Source organism: Duganella sp. GW822-FHT06D06, assembly GCF_058799615.1.
Genome location: NZ_JBXALQ010000007.1, coordinates 133,940 through 148,529 on the forward strand (window position 1 = coordinate 133,940; position 14,590 = coordinate 148,529).

Consider the following 14,590-nt stretch of genomic DNA (forward strand, 5'->3'; position numbering starts at 1 on the left):
CTATGGATATCAAGCACTACATGGAACAACTGGGCCAGCAGGCGCGCAAGGCATCGCGCGCCATGGCCCGCGCCGACAGCGCGACCCGCAACCGCGCGCTGACGCTGATCGCCGACGCGATCGAACGCGAGGCGCCGCAACTGCGCGCCGCCAATCAGCTCGACATGGATGCGGCGGCCGCCAACGGCCTGGCCCCGGCCATGCTGGACCGCCTGGCGCTGTCCGACAAGGCCATCGCGACGATGGTGGAAGGCCTGCGCCAGATCGTCGCGCTGCCCGACCCTATCGGCGAAATCTCGGGCCTGAAGTTCCGTCCGTCCGGTTTGCAGATCGGCCAGATGCGGGTGCCGCTGGGCGTGATCGGCATCATCTACGAATCCCGTCCCAACGTGACGGTGGACGCGGCCGGCCTGTGCATCAAGAGCGGCAACGCCACCATCCTGCGCGGCGGCTCGGAAGCGATCCACTGCAACCGCGCGCTGGCCAAGCTGGTCACGGAAGGCCTGCTGGGCGCCGGTCTGCCGGCCGATGGCGTGCAAGTGGTCGACACCACCGACCGCGCCGCCGTCGGCGCGCTGATCACCATGCCGCAGTACGTGGACGTGATCGTGCCGCGCGGCGGCAAGGGCCTGATCGCGCGCCTGATCGAAGAGGCGACGGTGCCGATGATTAAGCACCTGGACGGCATCTGTCATGTCTACATCGACGCCAAGGCCGACATGAAGAAGGCGCTGGACATCGCGTTCAACGCCAAGTGCCACCGCTACGGCACCTGCAACACCATGGAAACGCTGCTGGTGGCGCGCGCGATCGCGCCGGCGGTGCTGCCGGAACTGGCCAAGATGTACGCGACCAGGCAGGTCGAGCTGCGCGCCGATCCGGAAGCGCTGGCGATCCTGTCGGCCGCCGGCTACCCGCACCTGGTGGCCGCCGTCGAGGAAGACTGGTCGACCGAGTACCTGGCCGCGATCCTGTCGGTGAAGATCGTCGCCGGCATCGACGAGGCGATGGAGCACATCAACCATTACTCGTCCAGGCACACGGAAGCCATCGTCACCGAAGACCACACGGACGCCATGCGCTTCCTGCGCGAAGTCGATTCGGCGTCGGTGATGATCAACGCGTCGACGCGCTTTGCCGACGGTTTCGAATACGGCCTGGGCGCGGAGATCGGCATCTCCAACGACAAGCTGCACGCGCGCGGCCCGGTTGGTTTGGAAGGTTTGACCTCGCTGAAGTACGTCGTGTTCGGTCACGGCGAAACCCGTCAATAAGGAGACATATGCTCTGGATTAAAGCGCTGCACATTTTCTTCGTGATCTCCTGGATGTCGGGCGTGTTCTACCTGCCGCGCATCTTCGTCAACCTGTCGATGGAGAACAACGAGGTCTCGACCCAGCGCCTGCTGACGATGGCGCGCAAGCTGTATCGTTTTTCGATGTGGCTGTCGGTGTTCGCGGTGGTGTTCGGCGTGATCCTGGTGTGGATGCAGTACGGCGCGCAGATGCCGCACTGGCTGCACGCCAAGCTGTTCTTCGTGGTGCTGGTGATCGGTTATCACCATGCCTGCGGCGGCATCCTGAAAAAGTTCGAGAAGGGCGTGAACACCCGCAGCCACAAGTGGTATCGCGTCTTCAATGAAATGCCGGTGTTTATGATGCTGGCGATCGTGCTGCTGGTTGTCGTCAAACCCTTCTGATCGGAGTGTCATGAGTAAAGTCTGCCAGTATTTTTTCGCCGCCCATTCGCCGTGGACCTACCTGGGCCACGAGCGCTTTGTCGCCATGGCGCGCCAGCACAGCGTGCAGGTTGAAGTGCGCCCGGTCGACCTGGGCAAGGTGTTCGGCCTGTCCGGCGGCCTGCCGCTGGCCAAGCGCGCACCGCAGCGCCAAGCCTACCGCCTGGTCGAGCTGACGCGCTGGTCGGAGTTCCTCGGCATTCCGCTGAACGTGCAGCCGAAGTTTTTCCCGGTGTCGCCGGACCTGGCCAACCGCATGGTGATCGCCGCGCGCCTGACGCACGGCGTGGACGTGGCGCTGGCGCTGTCGTTCGCGGTGATGCGCGGCCTGTGGGCGGAGGACAAGAATATCGGCGATGAAGAGACGCTGGCGCAGATCGCCGGCAGCTGCGGCCTCGATGGCAAGGCCTTGATCAAATCGTCGGAGACGGCCAGCGTGCAGGCCGAGTACGACCGCAATACGGAAGACGCGACGGCGGCCAGCGTGTTCGGCTCGCCGTGGTATGTGTTGGATGGTGAAAGTTTCTGGGGCCAGGACCGCCTGGACTTCCTGGAAAGAGCAATGCAGAAGTAAATAGTTTTTTTAACGGACAAAAGGTACACCTATGGCATCCTATTTTTGCCCATGCCCACGCGGCATGGAAGCGGCGCTGGCCGAAGAACTGGGCGAAATCGCCCTGCTGAGCACCACCCTGAAGGTGCACAACCAGGTCCCGGGCGGCGTGCACTGCTCCGGCGAGCTGCTCGATTCCTACCGCATCAACCTGCACTCGCGCATCGCTTCGCGCGTGCTGATGCGCATGGCCGTCACCGGCTACCAGAACGAGAACGACATCTACGACTTGGTGCTGGCGCAGCAGTGGGAAGACTGGTTCACCTACGACCACACCATCCGGGTCGACGTCACCGCCGTGAAGTCCCCGCTGAAAAGCCTGGAGTTCACCACGCTGAAAATCAAGGACGCGATCTGCGACCGCTTCCGCGACCAGTTCGACAAGCGTCCTTCGGTCAACACCAAGGAACCGGACATGCGCATCGTCGGCTTCCTCGACGCGCGCCAGTTCATCATCTATCTCGACACCTCGGGCGAAGCGCTGTTCAAGCGCGGCTGGCGTGAGGAAACCGGCGACGCGCCATTGCGCGAGAACCTGGCCGCCGGCCTGCTGCGCGTGTCGGGCTGGAAGCCGGGCATGCCGCTGTTCGACCCGATGTGCGGCTCCGGCACCATCCTGTGCGAAGCGGCGCAGATGGTGCAGGGCATTCCTCCGGGCGCGCGCCGCCGCTTCGCCTTCGAAGCCTTCAACGACTTCGACCCGGCGCCGTGGAACGAGATGAAGAATTCGATCAAGGCCAATCCGCTGCCGGCGTCGCCGACCATCTTCGGCTCCGACATCTCGGGCGACATGGTGGAGATGACCCGCCACAACCTGAAGTGCGCCGGCATCATGTTCGACGTGCCGCTCAAGCAGATCGAGGCGCAGGAAGTGAAGGCGCCGACCGAGCAGCCGGGCATCCTGCTGACCAACCCGCCGTACGGCGAGCGTATCGGCGTGCGCGGCGACAGCACGCTGCCGGAAGACGAACTGGCGGGCAGCTTCTACTCGGCGCTGTCGACCACCTTGAAGCAGCGCTTCGCCGGCTGGACGGTGTTCCTGTTCACGGCCGACCTGGGCCTGCCCAAGCTGCTGCGTTTGAAGGAATCGCGCAAGACGCCTTTCTTCAACGGCGCGCTGGAATGCCGTCTGTTCCGCTTCGACATGGTGGCGGGCTTCAACCGCCGCGAAGCGGCCAAGCCTAAAGAAGTCTAAGCACCACGTCACATGTTCCCTACACCTCCAGACTATCTTCCCCCGGATCCTGTCGCGGAGGTGCCGGAACCGCCGCCGTCGCACATGAAAGTCCTCAGCGCCGGCGCGCTGGCCGCCACGCTGGCGGCGATGTCGATGCTGGGGCCATTCTCGATCGACGCCTACCTGCCGGCCTTCCCGAATATCCAGGCCACGCTTCACGCCACGCCGATCGAGGTCCAGCAAAGCCTGACCTTCTACATGTTGTCCTTCGCCGGCATGGTGCTGTGGCACGGCGCGCTGTCGGACGCCTTCGGCCGCCGCAACGTGATCCTGGTGTCGCTGGCGATGTTCGCCATCGGCACGCTGGGCTGCGCCGCCGCCAGCAACGTGCACTACCTGTGGGTGTTCCGCATCCTGCAGGGCATGTCGTCCGGCGCCGGCGTGGTGGTGGGGCGGGCCATCATCCGCGACCTGTACCACGACGCCGCCGCCGCGCGGCTGCTGTCGATGGTGACGATGATCTTCTCGATCGCGCCGGCCATCGCGCCCATCCTGGGCGGCTGGGTGGTCACGCTGTTCGACTGGCGGGCGATCTTCCTGGCGCTGCTGGCCTACAGCGTGCTGCTGTTCATCTACTGCTACCGGCGCCTGCCGGAGACGCTGCCGAAAGAAAAGCGTCAGCCCTTCAATCCGCACTTCCTGCTGCGTAACTACAGCGAGATCATGCGCTCGCCGCTGTTCCACATGAAGTCCGGCGTGGTGGCCTTCAATTTCGCCGGCCTGTTCCTGTACATCTCGTCGGCGCCGGTGTTCCTGCCGCAGCACCTGGGGCTGGGCGCCTCGCAGTTCGGCTGGCTGTTCATCCCGTCGGTGAGCGGGATTTTCCTCGGCGCGCTGGCGGCCAACCGGATTGCCGGAAGGATGACATTTTCGCGACAGATTGGTATTGGCTTTTGTTTCCTGCTGGCGGCGTCGATATTTAACCTTTGCTACCACTTGTTGTTGCCGCCTGCGCTGCCGTGGTCGGTGGCGCCGATGTTCTTTTATACCTTCGGCATGTCGGTGGTCGCGCCGGGCGCGACCTTGCTGGCATTGGACTTGTTCCCGCACATCCGCGGAACGGTGGCTTCCTGCCAATCTTTCGCCACCACCCTGCTGGGCGCGCTGGTGGCGGGGGTGATCGCACCCTTCTTATCACACTCCGCGCTGTGGCTAGCCGCGGGACAGATGGCATTTAGTGCCTCTGCTCTCGTTTTGTGGTTGACGTCGCGCTATTACCGGAGCATGCTTCTACGCCATCCGGGCCAATAATTATTAACGGCAGGAAATTGAGTTAGTTTAGAAAGAAATCTTACTTGCTGTTAAGTTACTACAAGACTTTATGTTAGTATAACTTTTTGGTTGTAATTTTTTTCCACGATTTTTGCACAACGCACCCGGCCCAGACAACGCTTGATACGATGCATCAACCTGACCATGATATTCGCAATCGCCTGCTGATTGCCCGTCTGCCGGCGATGCCGCAGATACTCATTAAGTTGATTGAGCACTTGCAGGCCGACGACGCCGGCATGCCGGAGCTGGCCGCCCTGATCGCCAAGGATGCGGCGATGACCAGCAAGATCCTGACCGTCGCCAACAGCTCGGCCTACCACCGCAACGCGCGCGTGGTCGGCCTGGAGCAGTCGCTGGTGTCGCTGGGCACCGACATGATCAAGACGCTGGTCATCAGCGAATCCGTGTTCCAGACCTTTAACAGCTTCCCGCATTCGAGCAGCACCGACCTGCGCGGCTTCTGGAAAGGCTCGCTGACCACCGCCGTCATCGCCCGCGACATCGCCAAGCAGATGGAGTACCCGCACGTCGAGGAAGCCTACCTGGCCGGTCTGCTGCACAACGTCGGCCGCCTGGCGCTGCTGGCCACCGCGCCCAAGGAATACGCGTTCAACTTCATGGCGCGCGACGACGAGGACCTGTGCGCGGTCGAACAGCGCACCCTGCAAATCACCCACTCGGAAGCGGGCGCCTGGCTGATCGAACGCTGGCACCTCGATTCCTTCCTGGCCGACAGCGTGCTGTATCACCACGAGCCGATTTCGCGCGTGGAGTCGGCCCATCCGCTGATCCGCGTGGTGCGCCTGGCGCACCTGCTGTGCTTCCACGAAGACCAGGGGCAAGCCATCGAGGAGGCCGGCCACCTGTGCGGCCTGGACCCCGAGAAGCTGGAGCAGATCGTCAGCAGCGCCGCCCGCCAGGTGGAGAAGTCGGCCGCCTACCTGGGCATCGACCTGGCCGGCGCCGACGATATTCCGACGCCGAGCGCCTATGCGGCGCCGATGGTCGATCCGGTGCAACAGCGGCTGTCCGAGGAAGTGCGCAATATGGTGCTGGTGTCCGAGATGGGCCAGACCTTCGCGCGCCAGCAGGGCGAAGCCGGCCTGCTGGATGCGATGACGCGTTCGGCGCGCATCCTGTTCGATTTTGAGAACGCCGTGGTGCTGCTGGAGAATCCGACCGGCCACGCGCTGCACGGCACCGCCACCGGCGAGCAGCAGCAGCGGCTGGCCGAATTGGTCATCCCGCTGAACAAGGGCGGCGTGGTGGCCGAGGCGGCGACGCAGCGCAAGCTGACCTTCGTCAGCCGCGAGGGCAACCCTCAGCAGGCGCTGAGCGTGGCCGAGGAACAGCTGTTCCGCATCCTCGGCAGCGAGGCCATGGTATGCCTGCCGCTGGTGGCCAACCAGCGCTGCCTGGGCGTGTTGATCGGCGGCGCGCCGGCGTGGCAGATGGCCAGCTTCCAGAAGCGCGAGCGCTTCCTGCAATCGTTCGGCACCCAGGCCGCCGCCGCGCTGGAAACGGCGATCAGCGAGCGCGGTCACACCAGGCGCCAGATCGCCCACGTGGCCGAAGAATACCGCGAAGCCTCGCGCCGCGTGGTGCACGAGGTGAACAACCCGCTGTCGATCATCAAGAACTACCTGTCGGTGCTGGACGGCAAGCTGGCCAAGCGCGAGCCGGTGGTGGGCGAGATGTCGATCCTGAACGAGGAGATCGACCGGGTCGGGCAACTGATCAACGGCCTGGCCGACCTGCAGCCGACCGAAAGCTCGCGCGTGACCGATGTCGGGCGCGTGGTGGACGACGTGCTGCGCCTGTTCCGCGCCACCGACTTCGTGCCGGCCTCGGTGCAGATCGTGGTGCGCATGCAGGAGGAGCCGGCCGAGATCGACGGCGACGCCGACCTGCTCAAGCAGATACTGGTCAACCTGATCAAGAACGCCGTCGAAGCCCTGGCCGACGGCGGCAAGATCGAAATCTCGAACCGCGGTCACGTCAACCGCGAACGCAAGCTTTACCTGGAACTGGTGGTCAGCGACACCGGTCCCGGGCTGTCGGCCGAGGTGCTGGCCAATCTGTTCTCCGCGGTGCGCAGCACCAAGGAAGGCGCGCACCACGGCCTGGGCCTGTCCATCGTCCACAGCCTGGTGAAGAAAATGCAGGGCCTGATCACCTGCCGCTCCGGTAAGACGGGTACCACCTTCGAAATCCTGCTGCCCGCCCGTGGCAGCACCAGTCAAGTCGCCGGCGTGCAAACGCGGGCGATGGATTCAGTTTAAGGCCATGATGAACCTGAACCCAGCCAGCCTAACCGCTGTCACCGCGGACGACCACGCCCCCGTCGCCCTCTCCACCGACAACTGCCCGCGCATCCTGCTCGTAGACGACGAGCCGCGTTTGCTGTCATCCTTGTACGAACTGCTGCGCGACCGCGACTACCACCTGGTGACGGCGACCTGCGGCAGCGAGGCGCTGGCCCAGCTGACCAGGCTGAAATTCGACCTGATCCTGCTCGACCTGCGGCTGCCGGACATGAGCGGCCACGAGATCATGGACTTCATCAACGCCAAGGAGATCGACGGCGACGTCATCGTCATGAGCGGCGATGTCGGCATCGAGGCGGCGATCGGCGCGTTGAAGCGCGGCGCCTACGACTACCTGCGCAAGCCCTACAGCCGCGAGGAGCTGCTCAAGACGGTGGAGAACGCGCTGCAAAAGCGCCGCCTGGCGATCGACAACGAGCGCATCGCCTCCAAGCTGGAGAACTCGGAGAAGATGTACCGCTACCTGGTGGACAGCTCGCCGGACATCATCTACACCCTGAACCACGAAGGCAAGTTCACCTTCGTCAACGACCGCGTGCAGCAGCTGCTGGGCTTTACCCGCGAAGAGCTGATCGGCCGCCACTACTCGGTGCTGGTGCACGACGAAGACCAGGAGCGCGCGCGCTACGCCTTCAACGAGCGCCGGGTCGACGAACGGGCCTCGCGCAACGTCGAGCTGCGCCTCAAGTGCAACACCGGCAGCGGCATCGAGCGCACCTTCAACAACACGCTGATGACGATTTCGCTCAACGCGATCGGCATGCACATCCCCGACCACGAGGTCAAAAAGCACGAGTTCTTCGGCACCTACGGCGTGGCGCGCGACATCACCGACCGCAAGCGCGCCGAGGAAGTGATCTCCTACCAGGCCTACCACGACATCCTGACCGATCTGCCCAACCGCATGCTGTTCAAGGACCGCCTGGGCCTGGCCGTGATCCAGGCCAAGCGCAAACTGACCGAGCTGGCCGTGATGTTCGTCGACCTCGACCGCTTCAAGCTGGTCAACGACACGCTGGGCCACGTCAAGGGCGACGAGCTGCTGCAGCAGGTGGCCACCCGCCTCAAGGATTGCCTGCGCCGCGGCGACACGCTGGCGCGCCAGGGCGGCGACGAATTCACCATCGTGCTGCCGGAGCTGCGCGACCGCCAGGACGCCAAGGCCATCGCCGACAAATTCCTCGAAAGCCTGCACAAGCCGTTCGACCTCGATGGCCACGAGGTGCACATCTCGGCCTCGATCGGCATCGCCATCTATCCGGGCGACGGCGAGACCATCGACGAGCTGCTGCGCCACGCCGACATCGCCATGTACCAGGTCAAGGCGCTGGGCAAGAACGGCCACAGCTTCTATCACAACTCGATGCTGGACGTGTCGCACCAGAAGATCGCGCTGGAGCAGAGCCTGCGCAAGGCGCTCGAGCTGAACGAGCTGGAAATGTATTACCAGCCGCAGGTCGACGTCGCCAGCGGCCGCATCATCGGCGCCGAAGGCCTGATGCGCTGGAACCATCCGCAGCGCGGCTTGCTTTCGGCCGGCGAGTTCCTGCCGTTCGCCGAAGAGAATGGCCTGATGCTGCCGATCTCCGACTGGATGCTGGGCGCGCTGTGCCGCGACCTGCTGCAATGGAACGCGGCCGGCGGCGAGGCGATCCGCCTGTCGCTGAACCTGTCGCCGCAATACCTGGACCGCGGCGACTTCTTCGAGAAGATGCGCGGCGCGTTGACGCGCTACGGCATTTCGCCGGCGCAGATCGAAGTCGAGATCACCGAGAACATCTGCATCCGCAATCCGCAGTACGCGATCGAGCAGCTCAACAAGTTGTGCCAGCTGGGCGTGTCGGTGGCGATCGACGATTTCGGCACCGGCTATTCGTCGCTGTCGTATCTGCACCGCTTCCCGATCCACACGATCAAGATCGACCAGTCCTTCGTCAAGGAGATCCACGACGAGAACGGCCACTACCCGGTGATCCTGGCGATCATCTCGATCGCGCGCGGCCTCGGCCTGCACCTGGTGGCCGAGGGCGTGGAGACCGAGGTGCAGGCGCGCTACCTGCAAGCGAACGGCTGCACCACGATGCAGGGCTATCTGTACCACCGCCCGATTTCGCTGGCCAGCTTCATGGACGTGCTGCAGGACCAGGGCCGCCTGACGGCGATGCCTTCGGCCCATGTGCTGCACGTGGTTCCCAACCTAGACACCCAACCGGCAATGGTCGCGATCCAGGCCTGACGCAGCATAGAAGAACAGCATGACGAAATACGGCCCCAACGAAGCAGACGCCAATCACGGCAGCACTTACACCGCCGAGTTCTTGCGCGTCAAGGGGCTGGCCGAGCGTGGCGTGGCGAATGCCCAGCACAGCCTGGGCTTCATGTATTTCAACGGCCAGGGCGTGGCGCAGAGCTACGAGCTGGCGGTGGTCTGGTATCGCCAGGCCGCGCAGTCCGGCCTGGAACACGCGCAGTACAACCTGGGCGTGATGTACCAGAAGGGCCAGGGCGTCGAGCAGAGTTACCAGGAAGCGGCCGCGTGGTACCAGCTGGCGGCCGAGCAGGGCTACGCCGCCGCGCAGTACAACCTGGGCTGGCTGTACGCCAAGGGCCAGGGCCTGGACGCCGACACCCACAAGGCCATGCACTGGTTCAGCAAGGCGGCCGACCAGGGCGACGCCGGCGCGCAAAACAATCTCGGCATGATGTACGACACCGGCAAGGGCGTGCCGCAGGATTTCAAACAAGCCATCGCCTGGTACCGCAAGGCGGCCGAGCAGGGCTATCCGCGCGCGCAGTTCAACCTCGGCCTGCGCTACGACAACGGCCAGGGCGTGCCGCAGGACGTGGGCCAGGCGATGTCCTGGTACCGCAAGGCGGCCGACCAGGGCTACGCGCCGGCGCAGTTCAACCTGGCGCTGCGCTTCGACAAGGGCGACGGCATCGCCCAGGACAGCCAGAAGGCCATCCTGTGGTACCGCCGCGCGGCCGAGCAGGACCACGCCAGCTCGCAGTTCAACCTGGGCCTGATCTACGACAACGGCCAGGGCGTGCCGCGCGACGAGCAGAAGGCGCTGGACTGGTATCGCAAGGCGGCCGAGCAGGGGCACGCGGCGGCGCAGAACAATCTGGGCCTGCGCTACGACCACGGCCAGGGCGTGGCGCAGGACTACGAGCAGGCGCAGTTCTGGTACCGCAAGGCGGCCGAGCAGGGCTATCCCGGCGCGCAATACCACCTGGGCATGCTGTACGACGCCGGCCACGGCGTGGTGCAGGATCACCAGGAGGCGATCTTCTGGTACCGCAAGGCGGCCGACCAGGGGCATCTGCGGGCGCAGTTCGACCTCGGCCTGCGCTATGAAACGGGACGCGGCGTGCCGCGCGACGACCGCAAGGCCATGGCCTGGTATCGCCGCGCCGCCGAGCAGGACTACGCGGCGGCCCAGTACAACCTGGGCCTGCTGTTCGACAAGGACGACGGTCCGCAACCCGATTGCGCCCAGGCCAACGGCTGGTACGCCAAGGCCGCCGGGCAGGGGCACGCGCTGGCGCAGTTCACGCTGGGCCTGCGCTTCGACAACGGCCAGGGGCTGGCGCAGGACTACGCCCAGGCGCACCACTGGTATCTGAGGGCCGCCGGCCAGGGCCATGCGCGCGCGCAGTTCAACCTGGGGCTGATGTTCATGGTCGGCCAGGGCGTGCGCGCCGATCTGGCGCAAGCCTGGATGTGGCTGGCGATGGCCGAGCGCAGCGGCTATGCGGCCGCCGGACGTTATCTGAAAAACACCGCCGCCCGCATGGACGGCGCCCAACTGGCCCAGGCCCGCGAACGCTTGGAACTGTTGCCCAGTTAAATTTTTGCCGTGCGGCAGCTCAAGTCGCGCCGATTCTTGCCGTTAGATTATCGACAACCGTCATTCCGTGGCGGCATCGAGAGCATACGGCATGCAGATCAACACCAACCTGTCCGCACTGAACGCCCAGCGCAGCTATGCGCTGGCGGGCGAGGACATGGCTGTGCGCCTGCAAAAACTCTCCAGCGGCCAGCGCATCAACTCGGCGCGCGACGACGCCGCCGGGCTGGCCATCAGCGAGCGCATGACCGCCGGCATCAAAGGCTTGCACCAGGCGCGGCAAAACATCAACGACGGCATTTCCCTGATCCAGGTGGCCGATGGCGCGGCCGGCCAACTGCTGGAAAATTTCCAGCGCATGCGCGAGCTGGCGGTGCAGGCCGCCAACGACAGCAACAGCAAGACCGACCGCGCCGCCATCCAGAACGAGGTGAGCGCGCTGGTCGCGTCCAATGTGGACATCGTCGCCGGCGCCCGCTTTAACAACCTGAGCTTGCTCGACGGGACGTTCTCGCAGCAGTTGCAGGTCGGCGCCGAGGCCAACCAGACGCTGGCGCTGGCCATTCCGCACGCGTTGGCGCCGATCGGCACCAACAAGGCAAATGTCAGTGTCGCGCCGGAGCAGGTCACGGCGGTTGGCACGGCGGTGGTGGCGGCGATCGGCAATGGCGATCTGGTCATCAACGGCGTGGCGGTGGGCGCGTCGGCGGCCGGGGCGCAGCCGGGACAGAGCGCCGGCAGCGCCTTTGCGGTGGCGGCCGCGATCAACGGCGCCAATGTGCGCAATGTGACGGCCAGCGCCGCCACCACGGTGGCCGGCGCGGTCGGCGCCAACGGCGCGCTGGCGGCGGCCAGTTTTTCCATCAACGGCGTCAACATCGGCGCCATCGCCGGCAACACCGCCGCGATCCGGGCGGCCAGCGCCGCCGGCGCCATCAGCGCGGCATCCGGCGCCAGCGGCGTGACGGCCAGCGCGGTCGGCGGCACACTGACGCTCAGCGCCGCCGACGGCCGCGATATCGTCATCTCCGAATCCAACCCCGGCAGCGCTGGCTCGCTGGGCCTGGCCGTGGGGGCGAACAAGGGCACGGTCACCGTGACCGAGGCCGTGCGGCCGGGCCCGCACTCGATGTCGATTACCGGCGCCAATCCGGCGGCGGCGGGACTGAGCGCCGGCAGGCAGACCTCGGTCGTGGTCGGGCCGCCGGAGGTGGTGCAGCAGGATGTGTATAGCGGCGGCGAACCGGTGCAGGACCTGAGCAACCACGTCGGCGCGTCCGACGCGCTGGCCTACTACGACGGCAAGATCGACGAGGTGAGCAGCATCCGCGCCCTGCTGGGCGCGGCCAGCAACCGGCTGGCGGCGGCGGCCGGCAACGCCGAAAGCGGCGCCAACAACCTGGCGGCGGCGCGTTCGCGCATCCGCGACACCGACTACGCCAGCGAGACGGCGCTGCTGACCCGCGCCAGCATCCTGCGCCAGGCCGGCGCCTCGATGCTGGCCCAGGCCAACGCCCAGCCGCGCGGCGCGCTGCTACTGCTGCGCTAGTCCCGTCCCGGCGCCGACACGTGGCCGACCCGGTAGCGCTGTTCGTGCTGCAGCGGCGGCAGCGCCGGTTCCCCGCGCCACAGGCACAGGCGCACGATGCTCCAGTTGCCCGGCTCGAAGCCGATCACCACCGCCAGCGCGCCGCACTCCAGGGCGTGGCGCGCGTGCTGCTCTTCGCGCCGGCGCAGCTGCGCCAGGTCGCTGTGGGGCGCGATCGCCTCGACGCTGCGGGTGGCGTGGCGCGCTTGCCGCACCGCCTGGCCGACGCTGGCGTGCCACGGCGTCCAGCTGCGCACCGACGGCCAGCCGAAGGCTTGCGCCACGCCGGCGAAAGCGGGACCGTTGAGGAAGTCGTGCATGCCTTCTTCGCTGTGCCACAGGTAGAAGGGCGCGTACAGGTTTTCCTGCGAGTCGCCGCGCTCGGCGTACAGATAGGCTTTGAAGGCCAGGTGCGGCAGCTGGTCCAGCAGCGGCCCTTTGCTGCCGATGCGTTCGCGCACGATGGCCATGTCGTAGTCGGCCGGCAGGCTGAAGCTGTATTGCATCGCGATCATGCCGGCCTCCACAGGCTGGCGGCCGGGGCGCCGCCGCTGAACGACCAGTCGTCGCCTTGCGAGCTGGACAGTACCACCATCACATCCCGCGGCCGCAGGCCCGGCGCTTCGGCCAGCAGTTCCACCAGGCGGCGGTAGAAGGCTTGCTTCATTTCGGTGCTGCGCGGCTTGCCGGTGGTGATGTTGATCAGCACGAAGTCGTCGGAGCGCGGGCCGGCCGGACTTTCGTAGTCGCGGTCGAAGACCAGTTCATGCGCTTCGTGTTGCTGGATGAGCTGGAAACGGTCTTGTTGCGGCACGTTGAAGGCCTCGACCATGGCGCGGTGCAGGCTGTGCGACAGCGCGGCCAGGTACTCGGGCGATTTTCCTTTCAGTAGAGAAATGCGACTCATGGGCATGACGGCCTCCGGTTGGGTGATTGACAGGTCCACGATACAGGGCTATTTTGATCCTGAAAATCAGGAATATTTTGATGGATGGTTCGATAAATCGGGATGGTTATGCGACGAATTACTTTTGACCTCGATGTGCTGCGCACCTTTGTCACCGGCGTCGACCTGGGCAGCTTCGCCAAGGCGGCCGACCGGCTGGGGCGGTCCACCTCGGCCGTCAGCGCCCAGCTGAAGAAACTGGAGCAGCAGCTGGGCATGCCGGTGTTGCGCAAGGAAGGGCGCGGCATGGTGACCACCTCGGCCGGCGAATCGCTGCTGGGCTACGCGCGCCGGCTGTTGGAGCTCAACGACGAGGCGGCCGGCGCCGTGCGCGGCGCCGAGCTGGCCGGCAGCGTGCGGCTGGGCATGCAGGAGGATTTCGGCGAGCACATCCTGACCGAAGTGCTGGGCCGCTTCGCCCGCGTCCATCCCAGGCTGCGCATCGAAGCCTGCGTGGCGCGCAATGCCGACCTGATGGCGCAGATGGCGGCCGGGCGGCTGGAGCTGGCGCTGGCCTGGAGCGATCCGGCGCTGGCGTCGCCGGCCGTGGCGCGCACGCCGGAACTGGCGCGCCTGCCGATGCGCTGGATAGCCGCGGCCGGCGTCGGCGCGGTCGATGGCGCCGCCTGGCCGGCCTGGAGCGGGCACGGCGAGCCCTTGCCGCTGGTGATGATGGACGCGCCCTGCATGATGCGCTCGGCCGCGCTGCAGGCGCTGGACCGGGCCGGCATCGCGTGGCGCATCGCCTTCAGCAGCCCCAGCCTGGGCGGCGTGTGGGCGGCGGTGGCGGCCGGGCTGGGGGTGACGGTGCGCACCCAGCTCGGCCTGCCGCCGGCCCTGCGCGCGCTGGAGCAGCCCGGCCTGCCGCCGCTGCCGGTGATCGGCCTGCGCCTGCATCGCGGCGCGGACGAGCTGGGCGCGCCGGCCCAGCGTCTGCACGACATCGTGCTGCAGGCGATCGCCGCGCAACCGGCGCTGGCGCGCGCCGCGGTCGCTACTGGAGGCTGAAGCCGCA

Annotated in this window: 12 protein-coding genes; 10 read left to right on the plus strand and 2 right to left on the minus strand. The window is 66.1% G+C overall.

Features of this window, described 5'->3' with window-relative positions; genetic code table 11:
- The first annotated feature begins 2 nt into the window (after positions 1 to 2).
- The 9 genes from AC1RMD_RS15120 to AC1RMD_RS15160 all read left to right on the plus strand — a co-directional run bounded on the left by AC1RMD_RS15120 (position 3) and on the right by AC1RMD_RS15160 (position 12,590).
- Positions 3 to 1,274, plus strand: coding sequence for a glutamate-5-semialdehyde dehydrogenase (locus AC1RMD_RS15120; RefSeq protein WP_492927497.1), 1,272 nt, complete (start codon positions 3 to 5; stop codon positions 1,272 to 1,274).
- Positions 1,275 to 1,282: 8 nt separating this feature from the next.
- Positions 1,283 to 1,699: a CopD family protein gene (locus AC1RMD_RS15125; protein ID WP_492927498.1), complete on the plus strand. Its 417-nt coding sequence runs from the start codon at positions 1,283 to 1,285 to the stop codon at positions 1,697 to 1,699.
- Between the two features lie 10 nt (positions 1,700 to 1,709).
- Positions 1,710 to 2,312, plus strand: a complete 603-nt coding sequence (locus tag AC1RMD_RS15130; protein ID WP_492927499.1) for a 2-hydroxychromene-2-carboxylate isomerase — start codon at positions 1,710 to 1,712, stop codon at positions 2,310 to 2,312.
- Positions 2,313 to 2,343: 31 nt separating this feature from the next.
- The gene (locus tag AC1RMD_RS15135; RefSeq protein ID WP_492927500.1) at positions 2,344 to 3,546 is read left to right on the plus strand and encodes a THUMP domain-containing class I SAM-dependent RNA methyltransferase; all 1,203 of its coding nucleotides are present in this window, start codon (positions 2,344 to 2,346) and stop codon (positions 3,544 to 3,546) included.
- 12 nt (positions 3,547 to 3,558) lie between these two features.
- Complete coding sequence (locus AC1RMD_RS15140; protein ID WP_492927501.1) at positions 3,559 to 4,839, plus strand: multidrug effflux MFS transporter; 1,281 nt, start codon at positions 3,559 to 3,561, stop codon at positions 4,837 to 4,839.
- Positions 4,840 to 4,988: 149 nt separating this feature from the next.
- Positions 4,989 to 7,145: an HDOD domain-containing protein gene (locus tag AC1RMD_RS15145; protein ID WP_492927502.1), complete on the plus strand. Its 2,157-nt coding sequence runs from the start codon at positions 4,989 to 4,991 to the stop codon at positions 7,143 to 7,145.
- A 7-nt stretch (positions 7,146 to 7,152) separates the two neighbouring features.
- The gene (locus AC1RMD_RS15150) at positions 7,153 to 9,426 is read left to right on the plus strand and encodes a putative bifunctional diguanylate cyclase/phosphodiesterase (RefSeq protein ID WP_492927670.1); all 2,274 of its coding nucleotides are present in this window, start codon (positions 7,153 to 7,155) and stop codon (positions 9,424 to 9,426) included.
- A 19-nt stretch (positions 9,427 to 9,445) separates the two neighbouring features.
- Positions 9,446 to 11,041, plus strand: coding sequence for an SEL1-like repeat protein (locus AC1RMD_RS15155; protein WP_492927503.1), 1,596 nt, complete (start codon positions 9,446 to 9,448; stop codon positions 11,039 to 11,041).
- A 91-nt stretch (positions 11,042 to 11,132) separates the two neighbouring features.
- Positions 11,133 to 12,590: a flagellin N-terminal helical domain-containing protein gene (locus tag AC1RMD_RS15160; RefSeq protein WP_492927504.1), complete on the plus strand. Its 1,458-nt coding sequence runs from the start codon at positions 11,133 to 11,135 to the stop codon at positions 12,588 to 12,590.
- Here the strand turns inward: AC1RMD_RS15160 and AC1RMD_RS15165 are convergent.
- Both AC1RMD_RS15165 and AC1RMD_RS15170 read right to left on the minus strand, forming a co-directional pair.
- Positions 12,587 to 13,144 carry a DUF4865 family protein gene (locus AC1RMD_RS15165; protein WP_492927505.1) on the minus strand — a complete coding sequence of 186 codons (558 nt, stop codon included), beginning with the start codon at positions 13,142 to 13,144 and terminating at the stop codon, positions 12,587 to 12,589. The genes AC1RMD_RS15160 and AC1RMD_RS15165 overlap by 4 nt on opposite strands.
- A complete protein-coding gene (locus tag AC1RMD_RS15170) occupies positions 13,141 to 13,542 on the minus strand; it encodes a tautomerase family protein (protein WP_492927506.1) in 402 nt (133 codons plus the stop codon). The genes AC1RMD_RS15165 and AC1RMD_RS15170 overlap by 4 nt, the downstream gene beginning before the upstream one ends.
- 102 nt (positions 13,543 to 13,644) lie before the next feature.
- On the opposite strand from AC1RMD_RS15170, the gene AC1RMD_RS15175 reads away from it, so the two are divergent.
- On the plus strand, positions 13,645 to 14,583 hold the full coding sequence (locus AC1RMD_RS15175) for a LysR substrate-binding domain-containing protein (protein WP_492927507.1): 939 nt from the start codon (positions 13,645 to 13,647) through the stop codon (positions 14,581 to 14,583).
- Positions 14,584 to 14,590: the final 7 nt, after the last annotated feature.

Bases quoted from the DNA above. Each gene is read 5' to 3' on its own strand.
- AC1RMD_RS15120 (WP_492927497.1), top strand. From the start codon at position 3: ATGGATATCAAGCACTACATGGAACAACTGGGCCAGCAGGCGCGCAAG.
- AC1RMD_RS15125 (WP_492927498.1), top strand. From the start codon at position 1,283: ATGCTCTGGATTAAAGCGCTGCACATTTTCTTCGTGATCTCCTGGATG.
- AC1RMD_RS15130 (WP_492927499.1), top strand. From the start codon at position 1,710: ATGAGTAAAGTCTGCCAGTATTTTTTCGCCGCCCATTCGCCGTGGACC.
- AC1RMD_RS15135 (WP_492927500.1), top strand. From the start codon at position 2,344: ATGGCATCCTATTTTTGCCCATGCCCACGCGGCATGGAAGCGGCGCTG.
- AC1RMD_RS15140 (WP_492927501.1), top strand. From the start codon at position 3,559: ATGTTCCCTACACCTCCAGACTATCTTCCCCCGGATCCTGTCGCGGAG.
- AC1RMD_RS15145 (WP_492927502.1), top strand. From the start codon at position 4,989: ATGCATCAACCTGACCATGATATTCGCAATCGCCTGCTGATTGCCCGT.
- AC1RMD_RS15150 (WP_492927670.1), top strand. From the start codon at position 7,153: ATGAACCTGAACCCAGCCAGCCTAACCGCTGTCACCGCGGACGACCAC.
- AC1RMD_RS15155 (WP_492927503.1), top strand. From the start codon at position 9,446: ATGACGAAATACGGCCCCAACGAAGCAGACGCCAATCACGGCAGCACT.
- AC1RMD_RS15160 (WP_492927504.1), top strand. From the start codon at position 11,133: ATGCAGATCAACACCAACCTGTCCGCACTGAACGCCCAGCGCAGCTAT.
- AC1RMD_RS15165 (WP_492927505.1), bottom strand. From the start codon at position 13,144: ATGATCGCGATGCAATACAGCTTCAGCCTGCCGGCCGACTACGACATG.
- AC1RMD_RS15170 (WP_492927506.1), bottom strand. From the start codon at position 13,542: ATGCCCATGAGTCGCATTTCTCTACTGAAAGGAAAATCGCCCGAGTAC.
- AC1RMD_RS15175 (WP_492927507.1), top strand. From the start codon at position 13,645: ATGCGACGAATTACTTTTGACCTCGATGTGCTGCGCACCTTTGTCACC.